The following is an 18,634-nucleotide window of genomic DNA, read 5'->3' on the forward strand; positions in this document are numbered from 1 at the left end:
GAGGGAGTGTTCGATGACGAGCACCATCGAGCAGGCCGGCGGTTCCCCCGCCCCGTCCGCCGACCCGCCCGACCCGCCGCCCCGCTCCCCCGCGCGCACGGACCGCCTCGCCCGCTGGGGCAGGGAACTGCGCGGCCAGCGCACCCTGTTGCTGCTCGCGCTCCCGGGCATCGCGTACTTCCTGGTCTTCCACTACGCCGCGCTGTTCGGCAATGTCATCGCCTTCAAGGACTTCGTCCCCTTCCAGGGCCTGTGGGAGAGCCCCTGGGTCGGCCTGGACAACTTCCAGCGGATGTTCGAGGACGCCGCCTTCTGGCAGGCCGCCTGGAACACCCTGGCCATCGCCGTGCTCCAGCTGGTGTTCTTCTTCCCGCTGCCGCTCGCCCTGGCGCTGCTGCTGCACAGCCTGGCGCGCGGCGGCGTCCGCAAGCTGATCCAGTCGGTCGTCTACCTGCCGCACTTCCTGTCCTGGGTCATCGTGGTCGCGCTGTTCCAGCAACTGCTCGGTCCGACGGGGATGTTCGGCGGCAACGTCGCCTTCGTGACCGATGTGCTCGCCAACCCCGACGCGTTCAAGCCGCTGATGGTCGTCCAGATCATCTGGAAGGACTGCGGCTGGGGCACGATCATCTTCCTGGCCGCGCTCAGCCAGGTGAACCAGGATCTGTACGAGTCGGCCGCCCTCGACGGGGCGGGCCCGCGCCGCCGCTTCTGGCACGTCACGCTGCCCGCGATCCGGCCCATCGTCATCCTGCTGCTCATCATGCGGCTCGGCGACATCCTCACCGTCGGCTTCGAGCAGATCCTGCTGCAACGCGACGCGGTCGGCCCCGAGGCCGGCGAGGTGCTGGACACCTTCGTCTACTACCAGGGCGTACTCGGCGCCGACTGGGGCTATTCGGCGGCGGCCGGGCTCTTCAAGGGCGTCGTCGGCGCGGTGCTCGTCTTCAGCGCCAACAAGATCGCCCACCGGCTGGGCGAGCAGGGGGTCTACAAGTGAGCCGAGACAGCCAGCACACGCTCCTGGACCGCGTGGCGGGCCCCAGGGAACGCCGCCCCTCCTGGATGGAGAAGCCGAACCCGCTCACCCAGGTGGGCAAGGCGGTCTCCCTCGTCATCATCTGCGCGCTGATCCTCGTGCCGATCCTGGTGGTGTTCTCCACCTCGCTCGCCTCGCCCGCCGAGGTGACCGAGAACGGCGGCTGGGTGCTCTTCCCCACCGAACCGACGCTCCAGGCCTACCAGGACATCCTCTCCGGCGGCACCATCACCCGCTCGCTCGCGGTGAGCGTGGGCATCACGGTGGTCGGCACGGCGGTCAGCCTGTTCGGCACCATCACCCTGGCCTACGTGCTCTCCCGCGAGCACTTCAGCCTGCGCAAACCGCTGCTGCTGATGGTGCTGTTCACCTTCCTCTTCCCGCCCGGGATGCTCCCCGGCTACCTGGTGGTCAAGGGCCTGGGGCTGCTCGACTCGTACTGGGCGCTGATCCTGCCGGTGGCCATCAACGTCTTCAACCTGGTCATCATGCGCGGCTTCTTCCAGGGGCTGCCACAGGAGCTGTACGACGCCGCCCGCATCGACGGGGCCGGCGAACTCACCGTGCTGCTGCGGATCGTGCTGCCGCTGTCCAAGGCGGTCATCGCGGTGATCGGCCTCTTCTACGCGGTCGGCTACTGGAACAGCTTCTTCTCCGCGATCCTCTACCTCAACGACTCCTCGAAGTGGCCGCTCCAGGCGGTGCTCCAGACGGTGGTCACCAAGGGCGCCAACCTGGGCGGCAACACCACCGACGCGCTCTCCGACTCCGGCGCCGTCGCGGCGCCGCAGACGTACCAGATGGCCACGGTCGTCGTCGCGGTGATCCCGATCCTGATCATCTACCCCTTCATCCAGAAGTACTTCACCAAGGGCGTGCTGACCGGCGCCATCAAGAGCTGAGCGAAGGAGCGGACATGACCGTGAATCCCCGTGCCGGTGCTCCCTCCCGGCGAGGTTTTCTGCGCGGCTCGCTCGGTGTTTCGGCGGCGCTGGCCGCCGGGCCCGCGCTGGTGGGCTGCGCCACCTCGCAGGTGCGCAGCGCCCGCAACGCCGGCACCGAGCCGGTGCCGTGGCCCGAGTACGTACCGGTGGAGGGCCCGCGGCCCGATCTGCCGCCCGACCCGCGCGGGGTGGACGCCGGCTTCCTGCGCTACCCCGACCACCTGGTGTCCTCGGTACCCGAGCGGCCGGGCAGCGGCCAGACGGTGACCGCGATGGTGGAGACGTACGAGGCGCCGCCGCGCGGACCCGGCGCCAACCGCTACTGGGCCGCCCTCAACGAGGCGCTCGGCGTCGATCTGAAGCTCCAGCTGGTGCCCAGCGGCAACCTCAGCGCGAAGCTCGCCACGATGATGGCCAGCGGGGACATGCCCGACCTGGTGATGGTGCGCAACTGGATCCCGCGGGTGGCCGACTACGCGGCGAACGTGGCGGCCGATCTGAGCGAGCACCTGAGCGGCCCCGCCGTGCGGGACTACCCGAACCTGGCGAACCTGCCGACCTACGCCTGGCGGGACATGGGGCTGATGGGCGGCCGGATCATGGGGGTGCCCATCACCCGGCCGCGCACCGGCTCCGCGATCCTGTCGAACCGCGAGGAGATGACGGAGCTGGCGGAGGGCACGTACAACGACTGGACGGCGGAGGAGTTCACCGACACCCTCAAGCGGGGCACCGGCGGCAAGAAGTACGGCTTCGGGGTGGCCTCGGGCGGCTGGCTGTTCGGGGTGCCGCTGCTGTCGTCGTGGCACGGAGCGCCGAACCTGTACGGGATGCGGGACGGCGCGTTCGTCAAGGCGGAGCTGACCGAGGAGTACCGGGCGGCGGTGGAGTTCGCGCGGCGGCTGCACGTGACGGAGAAGGTGTACTACCCGGGCACGGCGACGATGCCGACCGAGACGATGAAGTCGCTGTTCTTCAACGGGACGGTCCGCGCCCAGCTGGACAATCTGCCCGGGTACCAGGCGGCGAACATCGCGGTCGGGGACGCGTTCACGGTGGATCTGCTGCGCCCGCCGACGGGCCTGGGCGCGGGGGCGACCTCGCACTTCAGCGGCGGGACATACGGGTACACGCTGCTCAAGCCGGGGCCGCCGGAGCGGATCGCCCTGATGCTGCGGATCATCAACTACCTGGCGGCGCCGTTCGGCACCACGGAGTACGAGCGCACGTACTACGGGGTGGAGGGCGAGCACTTCGAGCGGGTGGACGGCGATCTGGAGCTGACGGAGCTGGCGAAGACGGAGAACCCGAGCACGGTGCCGGTGAGGTACATCACCGCGCCGCCGCCGGTGCACTTCTACCCGGGCAACCCGGACGCGGTGCGCCGCGTGCACGCCTTCCAGACCCAGGACGTGGAGACCGGGATCGCGCCGCTGACCAGCGGGCTCGTGGTGCGCGACGCGCTGCGGCCCTACACCAGGATGCGCAAGCTCTTCGAGGACGCGGTGATCTCGGTGGTGCAGGGGCACGACTCGATGAAGAAGTGGGACGAGGCGGTGCGGACCTGGCGTACGCAGGGCGGGGATCAGGTCGACGCGGAGCTGGCGGAGGAGTACGCGGCCGTCAATCAGACATAGGGCAGCCACTCGTTGGGGTGATTCTGGGAGGGAATCACCCCAACTGCCCTCACGTTCGGTAACGTCATCCATGTCAAGGGAGACACACAGTCACCATGGGAGGTGGCTGGCATGGACGCACGGGGGGCGTGTGATGGCGAACATCCAACCTGACATCGGCCGGGTCACCGCACGGGACGCACGGGAGGACAGCCCGGACGGCGGCGAACTGCCACTGCGCGAGAGCACCGAGATCCAGGGCGACATCCTGGCCGGGTTCAAGAAGGACCACGCCCGGCTGCTGATGCTGCGCTTCGGCGACCGGCGGCAGGCGAGGGAGTGGCTGGGGCGGCTGCGCCACCGGATCTCCACGACGGCCGAGGTGGCGGCGTTCAACGAGTCCTTCAGCCGGGCCCGGCGCACCGCCGAGGGGGCCGACCCACTGCACGCCGCGGCGGTGTGGCGGGGCGTGTCCCTCACCTACCCGGGGCTGGCCGAGCTGATCGGCGGTGATCCGCTCACCGACGTGCCGGCCGGCAGCACCCAGGAGGCGCTGGCGCAGGGCTGCGCGCGGCGCAAGGAACTGCTGGGCGACACAGGAGAGAGCGACCCGGCGCACTGGCTGTTCGGCGCCGGCCACCAGGAGCCGGTGCACGCGGTGCTCACCCTCGCCGCGGACCGGCCGGGTGAGCTGCGCGCGGCCGTGGAGGAGGAACGGGCCGCCTGCGAACGGCACAAGGTGTTCCTCGTCTTCGAGCAGCGCGCCGCCACGCTGCCGGGGGCGCGGCGCGGACAGGAGCACTTCGGCTTCCGGGACGGCATCAGCCAGCCCGGGGTGCGGGGTTTCGACGCCCCCGATCCCCTGGACCCGGTCCATCAGAAGGGCAAGCCGGGCACCCGGCTGATCGCCGCGGGCGAGTTCCTCATCGGCCGTACCCCGGACCACCGGGTGGTGACCTGGCTGCCGGACTGGATGCGGGACGGCACCTTCCAGGTGGTGCGGCGCCTCGCCCAGGACGTCGAGGGCTGGTGGGAGCAGGCCGAGCAGCATGTACGGGCCCTGCGCGCGGTGGGCGCGGCGCCGCCCGGCGCCGGCAAGGAGTGGATGGCGGCCCGGATGATGGGCCGCTGGCCCTCGGGCACCCCACTGCCGCACTCCCCCGACCGGGACACGCCGCTCCCCCCGTGCGCATCCCCGACCAACGACGTGTCGTTCGGCGACGATCTGGACGGGCGGGTCACCCCGCTGTTCTCGCACCTGCGCAAGACCAACCCCAGGGACGGGCTCAAGGCCACCGAGGACGACAAGGAGGCGCTGGCCCAGGAGGGCATCCTGGATGGCCGCCGGGTGCTGCGCCGGGGCGTCCCGTTCGGCCCGACCGCCGAGGCAGGGGGCCGGGACGCCGCGCGCGGGCTGCTGTTCATCAGCTATCAGTCGGATCTCATCGCCCAGTTCGAGTTCATCCAGCGCACCTGGGTGGAGGCCGGTGACTTCCCCGAGCGGCAGAGCCCGGTCGGCCGGGATCCGGTGATCGGCGGCGCGGGCTCCGGATCCTTCCCGGTCGGCGAGTCGGGGCACCACCCGCTGGACTTCAAGAAGTTCGTGCGCACCGAGGGCGCGCTGTACACCTTCGTGCCCTCGCTCTCCGCCCTGAAGTGGCTGGCGGAGGGGGTGATCCCGGTGGGCGGCGGGCCCCTGGAGGACCAGCGGTACGCCGCGCCGCTCACGCTGCGGCGCGGGGAGGTGATCAGCTCGGGCAAGGCCCGGCTGCGCTTCCAGGAGAGCGGTGACCTCACCGTCCACGACGAGCGGGAGCACGAACGCTGGCGCTCCACGACCGACAGCGGCGCGGTGCTGGCGCAGTTCAGGCCCAGCGGTGAACTCGCCCTGCTCTCCGAGGAGGGCGAGGCGATCTGGGCAACCCCGACCGCCGGTCACCCGGGGGCGGTCCTCACGGCCCGCACCACAGGTGACGTCGAGATCCGTTCGGCGGAGGGGGAGTTGCTCTGGCACACCGACACCGCCCACTGAGGGCGGGCCGGATCAGCCCTGCTGGTAGACGTCCGCGATCAGCTCGTAGCTCCGCAGCCGGGCCTCGGCGCCGTGGCCCATGGAGGTGAGCATGAGTTCATCGGCCCCAGTGCGCTCGGCCAGCGCGTCCAGGCCCTCGCGGACGGTGTCCGGTGTTCCGTGGATGACGTTGCTCAGCCACTCGTCCACCACGTCCTGCTCCATCGCGCTGAACGGGTAGCTCTCGGCCTCCTCGGGGCTGGGCACCAGGCCCGGCCGGCCGGTACGCAGCCGCACCATCGACAGCGCACCGGTGAGGACCTGCCGGTACGCCTCGTGCCGGTCCTCGGCGGCCAGGGCGTTGACGCCGATCAGGGCGTACGGCTCGGAGAGCACCTCGGAGGGGCGGAAGGTGTGCCGGTACAGCTCCAGGGCGGGCAGGGTGTGGGCCGAGGAGAAGTGGTGGGCGAACGCGAAGGGCAGTCCGAGGCGCCCGGCCAGCTGCGCGCTGAACCCGGAGGATCCCAGCAGCCACACCGAGGGCCGGCGGTCCGACTGCACCCCGCCCTGTACCCGGCCCTGGATGGGGCCGGGGACGGCGTGGATGCGGGCGTAGGGGTGGCCCTGCGGGAAGTCGTCGTCGAGGAAGCGGACGAGTTCGGCCAGCTGCTCGGGGAACTCGTCGGCGCCGTCGGTGCGGCCCCGGCGCAGGGCGGCGGCGGTGGCCTGGTCGGTGCCGGGGGCGCGGCCCAGGCCCAGGTCGACGCGGCCGGGGGCCATCGCCTCCAGCGTGCCGAACTGCTCGGCGATCACCAGGGGGGCGTGGTTGGGCAGCATCACGCCGCCCGAGCCGAGCCGGATGCGGTCGGTGTGGGCGGCGAGGTGGGCGAGGATCACGGCGGGCGCCGAGCTGGCGACACCGGGCATCGAGTGGTGCTCGGCCACCCAGAACCGGTGGTAGCCGCGCCGCTCGGTGAGCTTGGCCAGCTCCACCGAGGTGGCCAGCGCCTGGGTCGCCGTCCGTCCGCTGCCCACGGTGGCCAGGTCCAGCACCGACAGCGGTACGGGGGCCGTCCCGAAGCTGCTTCCCCTGATGGCGTCCGACACGGCGGTGTCCTCCCTGTTCCTGCGGCTCGGTACGGGAGGTCAACCCTCAGAGAGGCGGGATCATTCCGTTCCCGCCGCGAAAGGCAGGAAGTGAGACGGACACCACGGGGCCGGCCGACACCGGAGCTCCGACATGATCACGCCTCAACCGTTTTCCAGCGGGCACGAGCAAGCGGCTGCCGTCACCAGGGAGCGCCGCGCTTGACGGCAGCGACGAATGTGGCCCATGCGGACGAGGAAACGGCGAGGGACAACTCTGGACGCTTGCTGTCGCGGACAGGGATCACATCAGGGATGCCGTCCGCGACCTCCAGGCACTGACCACCACTGGCATTGCTGTAGCTGCTGGCGCGCCACACCGGCCCGCCCGTGATCGGCCGCTGCATCATGCGAGCGGAAATTCGCCCGCCTTGACGCTGGTGACGAACCCGGCCCAGGCGGAGGAGGAAACCATCAGGACAGGGCCGAGGCACTTGCTGTCACGGACCGGGGCAACCCCGGGGAATCCGTCCGCGACCTCCACGCACTGGCCACCGTTGGCGTTGCTGTAGCTGCTCGCGCGCCACACAGCGGCGCTCAGATCGAGTCCGGCGGCTCGCATGTTGCACTTTCCTCCAGCAGAGAACGAATGAATGCCACAGACTCTACCGGTGTCAAGGCCGCATCGCGCAGGCGATCGTAAGCCAGCTTGCGAGTCTCTACCTCTCCCGGTTCTTCCATCAACTCCCCCGTCGTGCTGCTCTCCTCGTAGACGACTGACGTGCCATTGGGCACCGTCAGCACGGTGAGGGAACCGCCCAACTGATCTTGCAGCCCCGCTGAGAAGGGAAACACCTGAATGATGATGTTGGGGCGCTGGGCTGCCTTCAACAGATGGGCAAGCTGCCGGGTCCAGGCTTCCGGGTCGTTGAGCCGCCGGTGCAGGGCCGACTCATCAAGGATGGCCCGCAGATGCAGCGGGCTCTCCCGGGTGAGCACCTCCTGCCTGCCCATCCGTGCCGCAACCTGTTCTTCCAACTCGTTCTCGTCTTTGGGCCAAGCGGTCTGCTGCTGTTCCCGGGCATACTCCTCCGTCTGCAACAGCCCCATGATCGTGCTGGCCGAGTAGTTGTGCATGACCATGGCCTCGCTCTCCAGCTTCATATAGCGCTTGTAGCGGTCCAGAAACACCTCCTCCTTCGCCAGCTTCCACAACAGCTGAAGGTGGCGCCCCGTGCCATAGCACTGGTCGAGTGCCCTGCTCGTGGCCTCATCACCCAGGCGCAGCCCCGTCTCCAGCTTGTGGAGGTAGCTGCGGTCGAAGCGGACCTTCTCCGCCAGCTGGGCCAGGGACATCCCCGACTCCTCGCGCAGGAGCGCGAGTTCTTCCATGAAGATGCGCCTGGCGTGTGGCTTGCGGGTGGAGGTGGACTTGCTCGCAGCCATGGAAGTTCCGCCCTCTGTCGAATGGCTGTGCGTGGCCCGTGTGATCCGGACCACTCCTTTCCCCTGGTCAGCGTAATACCGCCCGTTCAATCCTTGTAGTCGTCCGAATACAGAACGGCAGCAAGAGGGACACGCAATGACGTTCGAGACCCCCACGATCGTGCCGAAGATCGGTGAACTGGCGAGGGACAGCCGGCTGGACCGGGTGGGAGTGGTCATGGATCACATCGGTCCCAGCTATCAATTGCGTCCGGTGGGCGGCGGGCGAGAGTGGGACGTCTTGCCCGAGGACCTCCGGGCGGCCGATTCCGGGGATCTGTTGCGGGCCAAGGTTGAGGAGCGCAACCACCACAGCAGGAAGCGGATCTGATGCCCACCGGGTCCGAAACTGTCAGCCGGGTCTGCGCTGTGGCGCGAGAGCCGGGGTTCGGCGAGTTTCACGCCTCGTGTCCGGACGCGCCAACCGGCTGTGCCTGTGCGTGTCATCACGGCGGGCTGGACGCCGGACCGAGCATGGAGGCCACCGTCGTCGCCCAGGCGCTGGCCGGCGCCATCGCGGTCGCTGTCCTCGGCCTGTCGGTCATCGGGCGGTGAACCCCGGTCTTCCGCCGGTCTCGCGGCTCTCCCCGGAACAACAGTGCGGTCTCGCCTGCATCCGGTGCGGATATCGGTTTCCCGCCGTCTGGCGTGCGGCACGACTGATCGGCGCTGTCCGGCATCCCGCGTTCGGCTACGCGTACGGCCTGTGGGCCTGCGCCCCGCGCTGTGCGGCGCACACTGGTGACATGCCCCCGCCCGGAAAGGCCGCAGGCCAGTAACAACTGCTGCCCCGAACAGCCCTTCCTGCCGGATCAGTGGTGCGACGCCGGTTGCAGCCACAATGACTCGTGTGAACCGGGTCATCCGGGAACTGAATGCCCTCCGAACACCTGTGGGACCTATGAAACGGGAACATCCCGGCTCCGCTTTCTGGGAATTGATTCACCCGCACACCGGAGCTGTGGGTCACGCGGAGCCCAAGCGGGGGTTCGGAGCGGACCTCACGGAGCTGGTGCGGTGCGAGAAGGGACCGTTCTTCGTCAAGGCGATGCGCAACGCGGGATGGCACCGCGATTCCATCGTTCGCGAGAAACTGATCAATCCCCACGTTCAACCAATCTCCCCCGCTGTGCTGTGGGAAGTGGAGAACGAGGAGTGGATCGTGCTGGGATTCGAGGTCGTTGATGGCAGGCGATCAGCCTTCGCCCCGGGCTCGCCGGACTTGCCCGCCATCGTCGGACTCCTCAACCGGATGGCGTCGGTAGAACTTCCCGGTGTCGCCCATGGCTGGCACGAGACTCGTTGGGACAGGTACGTCGCGGACCAGGCGGAGGCCGCTCTCCTGCGAGGCGATGCCCTGCTGCACACCGACATCAATCCGAGCAACCTGCTGATCGGGGAGCGGGACGCGTGGGCGGTGGACTGGTCGTGGCCCACGCGCGGGGCGGCATTCATCGACCCGGGCATGCTCGTCGTGCAGCTCGTGTCATCCGGGCACAGCCCTGAGTCCGCCGAGTCGTGGGCGTCCGGTTGCAAGGTGTGGGAAAACGCGGCCCCGGAGGCGATCGACGCCTTTGCCGCTGCCACCACGCGCATGTACTGGTCGTTCGCCAAGTGGCGCCCCGAGGAATCGTGGCTCAAGGCCATGGCGGAGGCGGCCGAGGCATGGGCCAATCACCGGGGGGTGATCGTCGGGCCCGGCCTGATGGATCAGTCCTTGCAGGGGTCGTAACGGGAGAGGGTGACGGAGACCACGACCGGCACCGGGCCCGGCTGTTCGGCGAGCCAGGCGCGGGTGGCGTCGGTGTCCAGGTGGTGGGCCGAGGGGCCCATGGCGATCAGGTGGGCAAGGTCGGCGGGCGGCAGCTCGGCCCGGTACTCCACGGTGCGGCTGCCGGCGGGCTCGAAGTGGCCCTCCAGGGTGCGGCGCAGCCGCGCGTCCTTGTCGGGGTCGATGGCGAGCAGGCCCAGGCGCTCGCGGGGCAGCCCGGACAGATGGCGGGCGGTGGGGGTGATCACCAGCAGGGTGCCGCCGGGGCGCAGTACGCGGTGGAACTCGGGGCCGTTGCGCGGGGCGAAGACGTTGATCAGCAGATCGACGTGGTGGTCGGGCAGCGGCAGCGGGCGCCACACGTCCCAGACGGCGGCGGACAGCCGTGGGTGGGCGCGGGCGGCGCGGCGCAGGGCATATTTGGACAGATCCAGGCCGATTCCTTGCGCTGAGGGGAGCGCGTCGAGGACGGCGGCGAGGTAGTAGCCGGTCCCGGTGCCGGCGTCCAGAACGGTCCCATCGCGGGGGACCTGTGCCCCGGCCGCCTCCGCGGCGAGGGCCTCGGCCAGCGGACGGTAGTGGCCGGCGGCCAGGAAGGCGTCCCGGGCGGCGACCATGGCCTGGGTATCGGCGCCGGCGGGCACCTTGCCGCCGGTCAGCAGACTCGCGTACCCCTGCCGGGCGATGTCGAAGGTGTGGCCCTCCGGGCAGCGCAGGCTGGTGTCGTGGGGGGTGAGCGGCTGCCCGCACAGCGGGCAGCGCAGCGCGGCGAACGGAGAGGGCGCGGAGGCAGACACGGGATTCCCTGAGGGGTGCGGGGCAACCGTCACCCTATCTCCGAGCCGTCCGCCCCGTCCCAGTTGCCTCTGGCATCACTCCTGAGAGTGACCTGGCCCTTGGCATAGTCCCATCGGGCCATGCCAGATGGGACCGACTGGGGGTGTTGCCATGCCGTCGCATTCCGTAACGTCCTCAGCTGAGAATGGTCGTGGGACCGTGGGAGGACGGCACCGGGATGAGTTGGGAAACCGACTGGAGCAAGAACGGGATCTGTCGCAAGACCGATCCGGACGAACTGTTCGTGCAGGGCGCGGAGCAGAACCGCGCCAAGGCGGTGTGCACCGGCTGCCCGGTGAAGACCGAGTGTCTGGCCTACGGCCTGGACCACAGGATCGAGTTCGGGGTGTGGGGCGGGATGACCGAGCGGGAGCGGCGGGCGCTGCTGCGCCGGCGGCCGACGGTCACCTCCTGGCGGCAGCTGCTGGAGACGGCCCGCGCGGAGTACGAGCGCTCCACGGCGGCGGGCGAGGAGCCCCGGGCCGGCGCCGCCGACGCGGCGTAGGCGGGCCCCGGCCCGTTCCGGTTGCGGGGGCGTCCGGGCGCGCCGAGCATGAAGGGAGGCATCCGCCCCAGTCCGGGAGGAACCGTGCAATCGGACATCCACCCCCCTTATCGGCAGGTGGTCTTCCGGGACCGTTCCGCCGGGTACGCCTTTCTCACCCGGTCGACGGCCACCAGCGACCGCACCATCGAGTGGGACGACGGGGAGACGTATCCGGTGATCGATGTGGAGATCTCCTCGGAGAGCCATCCCTTCTACACGGGCAAGGCCCGGGTGCTGGACTCCGAGGGCCAGGTGCAGAAGTTCGAGCAGCGCTACGGGCGCCGGGAGCGCTGAGCCACCGCCACCCGTCTGCGCACCCGCCGGGGGCCGGGTGAGAGCATCGGCCGGATGATGTACGAGCACGCGGTCACCTCCGCCGATGAACTGTCCGAGATCGTCGGCACCCCGCACCCTGCCGTGATCGACAAGGTGAAGAAGGAACTCGGGGCGTTCGAGCGGAAGTGGCTGGCCACCTCCCCGTTCTGCGTCCTGTCCACCTCGGCCGCCGACGGCAGTTGCGATGTCTCGCCGCGGGGCGATCCGCCCGGGTTCGCGCAGGTGCTGGACGACTCCACGATCGCGATACCCGACCGGCTCGGCAACCGCCGGACCGACAGCTGGCGCAATGTGCTGAGCAACCCCCAGGTGGGGCTCATCTTCATGATCCCGGGAGCCGCCGAGACGCTGCGGATCAACGGCCGGGCCACGCTGGTGCGGGACGGGGAGTTCTTCGACCGGATGGTATTGAAGGGCCGCCGCCCGGCGCTGGCCCTGATCGTGGAGACCGACGAGGTCTTTCTGCACTGCTCCAACGCGCTGCGCCGCTCGGGCCTGTGGGACCCGGAGTCCTGGCCGCAGGACCTCTCGGAGCTGAAGGTCACCTACTGACGCGCATGTTAGGGTAGCCTTCCCTTACTGGGAGACCGGCGCACAGACAGACGCGATCAGACACATGGGCATACGCAACACGACGGCCACGCCGTCCTCGCGCTCCCGCCCCGTGCTCGCCGCCGGGCTCATCCCGGCGGCCGCGGCCCTGCTGCTCGCGGTCATCGCCTCCCTCACCCTGGGCACCGCGAGCATTCCGGCGCACACCGTGTGGCAGGCGCTCACCGCCTACGACCCCTCCGACACCCAGCAGCTGATCATCCATGAGGTCCGCGTCCCGCGCACCGTCATCGGCGTGCTGGCGGGGGTGGCGCTGGGCCTGGCCGGAGCCGTGATGCAGGCCGTGGCCCGCAATCCGCTGGCCGACCCCGGCATCCTCGGTGTCAACGCGGGCGCCGCCCTCTTCGTCGTCCTCGCCATCAACACCCTGGGCATCGTCACCCTCAGCGGCTATGTGTGGTTCGGCTTCGCCGGGGCGCTGTGCGCCTTCGCGCTCGTCTACGGGGTCAGCTCCCTGGGCCGCGAGGGCGCCACCCCCATCAAGCTGGCCCTGGCCGGTGCGGCCACCACCGCCGCACTCGGCTCGGTCACCAGCGCCATCATCCTCACCAGCAACGACGCCTTCGACCAGTACCGCTTCTGGCAGGTCGGCGCGCTGACCAGGACCGAGGACGGACTGCTCACCCAGGCCGCGCCGTTCATCGTGGCCGGCGCGCTGTGCGCGCTGGTCAGCGGACGCTGGCTCAACACCCTCAGCATGGGCGACGACACCGCCCGGTCACTGGGTCAGCGGGTGGGCGCCGTGCGCGCCCTCGCGGCCTGCGCCGTGGTGCTGCTGTGCGGCACGGCCACGGCCATCGCCGGGCCCATCGCCTTCGTCGGCCTGGTCATCCCGCACATCGCCCGCGCCTTCACCGGCCCCGACTACCGCTGGATCCTGCCCTACTCGGCGCTGCTGGCCCCCACCTTGCTGCTGGCCGCCGACGTGGTGGGCCGCCTCGTCGCCCGCCCCGGCGAACTCCAGGTCGGCATCGTCACGGCTGTGATCGGCGTACCCCCCTTCATCGCCCTGGTCCGCCGCAGGAAGACGGGCGCGCTGTGACGACGGAGACCCGAGCGACAACGGACATCAAGGCCATCGGCGCCATCCGGCACGCCCGGCGGACCCGGCGGCGGCGCACCCTCGTGGTCTGCGCCGGGCTGCTGGCCGGGGCGATCGCCGTCTTCCTGCTGTCGCTGGCGACCGGGGACAAGTCGATCCCGCTGCCCGACGTGCTGGCCACCCTCACGGGGGGCGGCAGCCGGGGCGATGAGTTCATCATCATGGAGCTGCGGCTGCCGCGCGCCGTCACCGCCGTCGGGGTGGGCGCCGCGTTCGCGGTGGCCGGGGCCATCTTCCAGTCCCTGCTGCGCAATCCGCTGGCCAGCCCCGATGTGATCGGCATCAGCGCCGGGGCCAGCGCCGCGGCCGTGGTCTCCCTCGTGATCCTGGGCCTGAGCGGTCCGGCCGTCTCGCTGGCCGCGCTCGGCGGGGCACTGACCGCCGCCGTACTGATCTACGCGCTCGCCTGGCGGCGCGGCGTCACCGGCTACCGGCTGGTGCTGATCGGTGTCGGGGTGGCCTCCGCCCTCACCAGCACCGTCTCGTACGTGATGACGCGTTCGGAGACGATGGTCGCCCAGCAGGCCTTCGTCTGGCTCGCGGGCTCCCTCCACGGCCGGTCCTGGGACCAGGCCCGCCCCCTGCTGCTGGCCCTGGCCCTGCTGATCCCGCTGACCGTGCTCGCCGCCCGTGCCCTCCCCGCGCTCCAGCTGGGCGACGACACCGCCCGGGGTCTGGGCGCCCGCACCGAACCCTCCCGCGTCGCCCTGCTGCTGTGCGCCGTGGCCCTGGCCGGGGTCGCCACCGCCGCCGCGGGACCGGTGGGCTTCGTCGCCTTCGTCTCCGCGCCCATCGCCCGTGGCCTGCTGCGCCGCCAGGACGCGGCACTGCTGCCGGCCGCCCTCACCGGGGTGCTGGTGGTGCTGCTCTCCGACTACATCGGCCAGCATCTGCTCGGCCCGCACCAGATCCCGGTCGGCGTGGTCACCAGCGTGGTCGGCGCCCCGTACCTGCTGTGGCTGCTGGCCACCGCCAACCGCGTCGGCCGCGGCGGCTGACCAGCGCCGCCGGCATTCGCGCCCGCACCCGGGCCCGTCCAAGGGAGAACCTCCGCCCATGACCGTTCAGCACACACTGCGCACCGAGGAGCTGCGGCTCACCTACGACCGCCACGAGGTGGTCAAGGGCCTGTCCCTGGACATACCGCCGGGCCGGATCACCATGATCGTGGGGCCGAACGCCTGCGGGAAGTCCACCCTGCTGCGCGGTCTGGCCCGGCTGCTGACCCCGGCCTCCGGTTCGGTGCTGCTGGACGGCGCGTCCATCCACTCGCGCCCCACCCGCGAGGTCGCCACCACGCTCGGGATCCTGCCGCAGACCCCGGTGGCACCCGATGGCATCACGGTCACCGATCTGGTGGGCCGGGGCCGCTATCCGCACCAGGGCTGGTTCCGGCGCTGGAGCGACGAGGACGAGCGGGCGGTCGCCGAGGCGCTGGAGGCCACCGATGTGGCGGAGCTGGCGGACCGGTCGGTGGACGAACTCTCCGGCGGCCAGCGGCAGCGGGTGTGGATCGCGATGGCGCTGGCCCAGGGCACGGACCTGCTGCTGCTGGACGAGCCGACCACGTACCTGGACATCACCCATCAGGTGGAGGTGCTCGATCTGCTGACCGACCTCAACACCTCGGCCGGCACCACCGTGGTGGTGGTGCTGCACGATCTGAACCTGGCCTGCCGGTACGCCGATCACCTGGTGGCGATGCGGGACGGGCGGATCGTGGCGGAGGGGCCGCCGGCCGAGGTGGTCACCGAGCAGGTGGTGTCGGACGTGTTCGGGCTGCGCTGCACGCTGGTGGACGACCCGGTCTCCGGGACGCCGCTGATCGTACCGATGGGGCGGCATCACTCGGTCAAGTAAGGGCAGGCTAACCTAAGCGGCATGAGACATCTGCCCCGTGTGCGGCTGGCCCTGCTCGCCGTCGCCGCCCTCGCCCTCCCCCTCGCCGCCTGCGGCTCCGACGACGACACCGCGGCGAAGCCCGCCGGCCAGGAGGAGAACGCCTCCCCGGACGGCGGCGCCTTCCCGGTCACCGTCGCCACCGCCTTCGGCGACGTCACCATCGAGGAGGAGCCGCAGCGGATCGTCGCCCTCGGCTGGGGCGACGCCGAGACCGCCCTGGCGCTCGGCGTGCAGCCGGTCGGCGCCAGCGACTGGCTGGCCTTCGGCGGCGAAGGGGTCGGCCCCTGGGCCGAGGGCCTGTACGACGAGGCCCCCGAACTGATCGGCACCATGGAGCCCGAGCTGGAGCGCATCGCCGAGCTCGACCCGGACCTGATCCTGGACCTCAACTCCAGCGGGACCCAGGAGCGGTACGACATGCTGGAGCGGATCGCCCCCACCGTGGGCATCCCCGAAGGCGGCCAGCAGTACAAGATCTCCTGGCGCGAGCAGGTCACCATGATCGCCACCGCGCTGGGCCGCGCCGAGGCCGGCGAGCAGCTGATCGCCGACACCGAGGACGCCTTCGCCCAGGCCGCCGCCGACCACCCCGAGTTCGAGGGCAAAACGATCGTGGTCTCCGCGGTCACCTCCGGCGGTTACGGCGCCTACGTCCAGAACAGCGGCCGGGTGGACTTCGTGGAGGCGCTCGGCTTCACCAACAGCCCCGCCGTCAACGAACTGGCCGGTGAGGACTTCTCCATCCCGGTCTCCAAGGAACGGCTGGACCTGCTGGACGCCGATGTCACCATCGTCACCCCGATCGGCGTGCCGCCCACCGACATCAGCGAGGACCCGCTCTACCAGGCGATCCCCTCGGTCGCGGACGGCCGCGGGCTGGTCCTGGACGACCCGGAGATCTCCCTGGCGTTCGCCACCAACACGGTGCTCTCCCTGCCCTACGCCCTGGACCTGGTGGTCCCCCTGCTCTCCGACGCGGTGGCCGGCAACGCCTGACCGGCGCCGGGAAACCCGACGGCCCGGGCCCGTACGGTACGTACCGTACGGGCCCGGGCCGTTCTCCGAGGGCCGGCCGGGTCAGGAGACGGGCTGCGTCTGCTGCTCCGGGGCTGCCTCGTCCGCGGGCGGGCCGTTGCGCTTCTCCCGCCGGTCGACCAGCGCGCTGCCCACCAGCACACCCACCAGCGAGCCGAGCACCAGCACGATCACCGCGACGTGACCCCAGTTGGCGGCGTTGCCCACCAGGAACCCGGCGACACCGAAGTCGGCGTCCGAGAAGGTGGAGTTCGCCAGGCCGACATCGCCCAGGCGGGGCAGGATCAGCAGCGGCAGGAAGGTGATCAGCAGACCGTTGGCGATCGAGCCGAGGACGGCGCCGCGCCGGCCGCCGACCGCGTTGCCGATGACACCGGAGGCACCACCGGTCATGAAGTGCGCCACGATGCCCGGGATGATGATCGTGCCGCCGACGGCCGCCAGCACACCCATGCCGATCAGACCGGCCGCGAAGCTGGCCAGGAAGCCGATCAGCACCGCGTTGGGCGCGAAGGTGAAGACGATCGGCACGTCCAGGGCGGGCTTGGCGTTGGGGACCAGCTTCTGCGAGATGCCCTTGAAGGCGGGGATGATCTCGGCCAGCACGACCCGCACACCGGCCAGGATGATCGTCACACCGGCCGCGAACATACCGGCCTGCATGATCGCCCAGATCACGAACCACTGGCCGCCGCTCAGCTCGCTCTCCACGTAGCCGGGCCCGGCGATCAGCGTCACCAGCAGGTAGATGACACCCATGGACAGCGCGATGACGACCGTGGTGTCCCGCAGGAAGCCCAGACCGGAGGGGATCTTCAGGTCCTCGGTGGACTTGGCGGCGTCACCCTTGGTCAGCTTGGCGACCCAGCCGGAGGTGGCGATGCCGACGTTGCCGGTGTGACCCAGCGCCACGTTCTCCTGCTTGGTGACCTTGCGCATGAACGGCTGCACCAGGGCGGGCGAGACGGTGGTGACGATGCCCTGGGCGATCGAGCCCCACAGCACGGCCTCCCACGACTCGAAGCCGTTGGCCATCAGGATCACGGCGGTCATCGCGGCCAGGTACAGCGCCACGTGCCCGGACATGTAGATGTACTTGAGCCGGGTGAAGCGCGCCAGCAGCACGTTCACCACCATGCCGAAGAAGAAGATCAGCGCGGCCTGGGTGCCGAAGTCGGTGAGGACGGTACCGACGATGGCCTCGTTGTTCGGCACCACGCCCTGCACGTCGAAGGCGTGCTGGAACATGTCGCCGAACGGGGTGAGGGCGCCGGAGACGACCCCCGCGCCCGCGGCCAGCACGAGGAAGCCGACGAACGCCTTGATCGTTCCCTTGAGGGTGTCCGAGGCGGACTTGCGCTGGAGGACCAGACCGAGCAGAGCGATCAGGCCGATGATCACGGATGGTTCGCGGAATATGTCCACGAGGGTGTTGAGGAAGCCGTTCACGGGTGGCGCCTTTCTACGGCACGACGAGCGGTTCGGTCGCGATGCAGGTGACGTCAGCAGTGGACAGACGTTCCTTGCTGTGGATCGGGGAGCGAGCGGGGGGACGGGTGGAGCCGGGGAAGGGTTACAGCAGGCCCTTGCGCACGGCGGCCGCCTTGACCGCCTCGCGCAGTTCCTCCTTGTCGATGATGCTTTCGAGCACCACCACGTCCCCGAGGCCGGCGGCGGTGTCCGCCAGGTCCTTGGCCACGAAGAAGACATCCGCGCTCTCGGGGCCCGCCGAGCCGATGTCGGTGTGGTCGACCTCGACGCCACTGACGCCGAGTTCGCCCAGGACCTCGTCGATGTTCATGTGGACCATGAAGCTGGAGCCGAGGCCCGAGCTGCACATCGCCAGGAACTTCATTTCTTCTCCTCGAATGCGGTGATGAGCCGGTGGACGTCGGAGGCCGAGCGGGCGGCGCGCAGCGCCTCCCGGGTCTCGGTGTCCGACAGAATGCGGGCCAGGGACGACATGGCCTGGGTGTGCGCGGTGGCGTCGACCGCCGCGAAGCAGAAGTAGAGATCGACGGCGTGCTCGGGCTGGTCGAGCAGCGGGGCCGGCTCCTCAAGACGCAGCATCGAGATCGAGGTGCGCACCGCGCCCTTCTCGGGGCGGGTGTGGGCCAGGGCGATGCCGAAGCCGAGGTCGATGTAGGTGCCGCCCGCCTCGATGGAGGCGATCATGGCGTCGACGTACTCGGCGGTGATGTCGCCGGCGGTCAGCAGGGGTTCGGCGACCTGGGTCACCGCTTCCCGCCAGCCGAGGCGGTCGGCGGAGAAACGTATCTTCTCCTCGGTCAGCAGTTCGCTGAGCATGGCA

Annotated in this window: 21 protein-coding genes; 13 read left to right on the top strand and 8 right to left on the bottom strand. The window is 70.3% G+C overall.

Annotated elements, in window-relative coordinates; genetic code table 11:
- Window positions 1-13: 13 nt before the first annotated feature.
- From ACTFAP_RS10040 to ACTFAP_RS10055, 4 genes are all read left to right on the top strand, one after another.
- Window positions 14-1,000, top strand: coding sequence for an ABC transporter permease (locus tag ACTFAP_RS10040; RefSeq protein WP_390122014.1), 987 nt, complete (start codon window positions 14-16; stop codon window positions 998-1,000).
- Window positions 1,001-1,065: 65 nt separating this feature from the next.
- On the top strand, window positions 1,066-1,941 hold the full coding sequence (locus tag ACTFAP_RS10045) for an ABC transporter permease subunit (RefSeq protein WP_495684928.1): 876 nt from the start codon (window positions 1,066-1,068) through the stop codon (window positions 1,939-1,941).
- A gap of 14 nt (window positions 1,942-1,955) precedes the next feature.
- A complete protein-coding gene (locus tag ACTFAP_RS10050) occupies window positions 1,956-3,620 on the top strand; it encodes an extracellular solute-binding protein (RefSeq protein ID WP_500468848.1) in 1,665 nt (554 codons plus the stop codon).
- A gap of 133 nt (window positions 3,621-3,753) precedes the next feature.
- On the top strand, window positions 3,754-5,631 hold the full coding sequence (locus ACTFAP_RS10055; protein WP_500468849.1) for a Dyp-type peroxidase: 1,878 nt from the start codon (window positions 3,754-3,756) through the stop codon (window positions 5,629-5,631).
- A gap of 12 nt (window positions 5,632-5,643) precedes the next feature.
- Here ACTFAP_RS10055 and ACTFAP_RS10060 read toward each other — a convergent pair whose 3' ends face one another.
- The 4 genes from ACTFAP_RS10060 to ACTFAP_RS10075 form a co-directional block, all read right to left on the bottom strand.
- Window positions 5,644-6,717, bottom strand: a complete 1,074-nt coding sequence (locus ACTFAP_RS10060; RefSeq protein ID WP_500468850.1) for an LLM class flavin-dependent oxidoreductase — start codon at window positions 6,715-6,717, stop codon at window positions 5,644-5,646.
- 182 nt (window positions 6,718-6,899) lie between these two features.
- The gene (locus ACTFAP_RS10065) at window positions 6,900-7,106 is read right to left on the bottom strand and encodes a DUF397 domain-containing protein (RefSeq protein WP_500468851.1); all 207 of its coding nucleotides are present in this window, start codon (window positions 7,104-7,106) and stop codon (window positions 6,900-6,902) included.
- The gene (locus ACTFAP_RS10070; protein ID WP_500468852.1) at window positions 7,103-7,318 is read right to left on the bottom strand and encodes a DUF397 domain-containing protein; all 216 of its coding nucleotides are present in this window, start codon (window positions 7,316-7,318) and stop codon (window positions 7,103-7,105) included. The genes ACTFAP_RS10065 and ACTFAP_RS10070 overlap by 4 nt, the downstream gene beginning before the upstream one ends.
- A complete protein-coding gene (locus ACTFAP_RS10075; protein WP_500468853.1) occupies window positions 7,294-8,142 on the bottom strand; it encodes a helix-turn-helix domain-containing protein in 849 nt (282 codons plus the stop codon). The genes ACTFAP_RS10070 and ACTFAP_RS10075 overlap by 25 nt, the downstream gene beginning before the upstream one ends.
- Window positions 8,143-8,278: 136 nt before the next feature.
- Between ACTFAP_RS10075 and ACTFAP_RS10080 the strand changes: the two genes are divergently transcribed.
- Window positions 8,279-8,512 carry a hypothetical protein gene (locus ACTFAP_RS10080; protein ID WP_432746619.1) on the top strand — a complete coding sequence of 78 codons (234 nt, stop codon included), beginning with the start codon at window positions 8,279-8,281 and terminating at the stop codon, window positions 8,510-8,512.
- A gap of 510 nt (window positions 8,513-9,022) precedes the next feature.
- Entirely contained in the window at window positions 9,023-9,913 is an 891-nt protein-coding gene (locus ACTFAP_RS10085) for a protein kinase (protein WP_500468854.1), read from the top strand.
- Here ACTFAP_RS10085 and ACTFAP_RS10090 read toward each other — a convergent pair.
- On the bottom strand, window positions 9,892-10,749 hold the full coding sequence (locus ACTFAP_RS10090; protein ID WP_500468855.1) for a putative RNA methyltransferase: 858 nt from the start codon (window positions 10,747-10,749) through the stop codon (window positions 9,892-9,894). The genes ACTFAP_RS10085 and ACTFAP_RS10090 overlap by 22 nt on opposite strands.
- Window positions 10,750-10,967: 218 nt before the next feature.
- Here ACTFAP_RS10090 and ACTFAP_RS10095 point away from each other — a divergent pair, with 218 nt between their 5' ends.
- From ACTFAP_RS10095 to ACTFAP_RS10125, 7 genes are all read left to right on the top strand, one after another.
- Complete coding sequence (locus ACTFAP_RS10095; RefSeq protein WP_436980512.1) at window positions 10,968-11,294, top strand: WhiB family transcriptional regulator; 327 nt, start codon at window positions 10,968-10,970, stop codon at window positions 11,292-11,294.
- An 84-nt stretch (window positions 11,295-11,378) separates the two neighbouring features.
- Complete coding sequence (locus tag ACTFAP_RS10100) at window positions 11,379-11,630, top strand: type B 50S ribosomal protein L31 (RefSeq protein ID WP_030736007.1); 252 nt, start codon at window positions 11,379-11,381, stop codon at window positions 11,628-11,630.
- A gap of 54 nt (window positions 11,631-11,684) precedes the next feature.
- On the top strand, window positions 11,685-12,224 hold the full coding sequence (locus tag ACTFAP_RS10105; protein WP_390122020.1) for an MSMEG_1061 family FMN-dependent PPOX-type flavoprotein: 540 nt from the start codon (window positions 11,685-11,687) through the stop codon (window positions 12,222-12,224).
- 64 nt (window positions 12,225-12,288) lie between these two features.
- The gene (locus ACTFAP_RS10110) at window positions 12,289-13,326 is read left to right on the top strand and encodes a FecCD family ABC transporter permease (RefSeq protein ID WP_400012218.1); all 1,038 of its coding nucleotides are present in this window, start codon (window positions 12,289-12,291) and stop codon (window positions 13,324-13,326) included.
- Window positions 13,323-14,384: a FecCD family ABC transporter permease gene (locus tag ACTFAP_RS10115; RefSeq protein ID WP_400012216.1), complete on the top strand. Its 1,062-nt coding sequence runs from the start codon at window positions 13,323-13,325 to the stop codon at window positions 14,382-14,384. Before ACTFAP_RS10110 ends, ACTFAP_RS10115 begins: the two co-directional genes overlap by 4 nt.
- Window positions 14,385-14,442: 58 nt before the next feature.
- Window positions 14,443-15,246, top strand: coding sequence for an ATP-binding cassette domain-containing protein (locus ACTFAP_RS10120; protein ID WP_495684316.1), 804 nt, complete (start codon window positions 14,443-14,445; stop codon window positions 15,244-15,246).
- Between the two features lie 21 nt (window positions 15,247-15,267).
- On the top strand, window positions 15,268-16,284 hold the full coding sequence (locus ACTFAP_RS10125) for an iron-siderophore ABC transporter substrate-binding protein (protein ID WP_500468856.1): 1,017 nt from the start codon (window positions 15,268-15,270) through the stop codon (window positions 16,282-16,284).
- An 81-nt stretch (window positions 16,285-16,365) separates the two neighbouring features.
- Here the strand turns inward: ACTFAP_RS10125 and ulaA are convergent, their stop codons facing one another.
- The 3 genes from ulaA to ACTFAP_RS10140 all read right to left on the bottom strand — a co-directional run bounded on the left by ulaA (window position 16,366) and on the right by ACTFAP_RS10140 (window position 18,630).
- On the bottom strand, window positions 16,366-17,772 hold the full coding sequence (gene ulaA, locus ACTFAP_RS10130) for a PTS ascorbate transporter subunit IIC (protein WP_500468857.1): 1,407 nt from the start codon (window positions 17,770-17,772) through the stop codon (window positions 16,366-16,368).
- A gap of 124 nt (window positions 17,773-17,896) precedes the next feature.
- The gene (locus ACTFAP_RS10135) at window positions 17,897-18,178 is read right to left on the bottom strand and encodes a PTS sugar transporter subunit IIB (protein ID WP_019433515.1); all 282 of its coding nucleotides are present in this window, start codon (window positions 18,176-18,178) and stop codon (window positions 17,897-17,899) included.
- Complete coding sequence (locus ACTFAP_RS10140) at window positions 18,175-18,630, bottom strand: PTS sugar transporter subunit IIA (protein ID WP_500468858.1); 456 nt, start codon at window positions 18,628-18,630, stop codon at window positions 18,175-18,177. Before ACTFAP_RS10140 ends, ACTFAP_RS10135 begins: the two co-directional genes overlap by 4 nt.
- Window positions 18,631-18,634 lie beyond the last annotated feature (4 nt).

This window comes from Streptomyces sp. PH9007, from assembly GCF_059813725.1.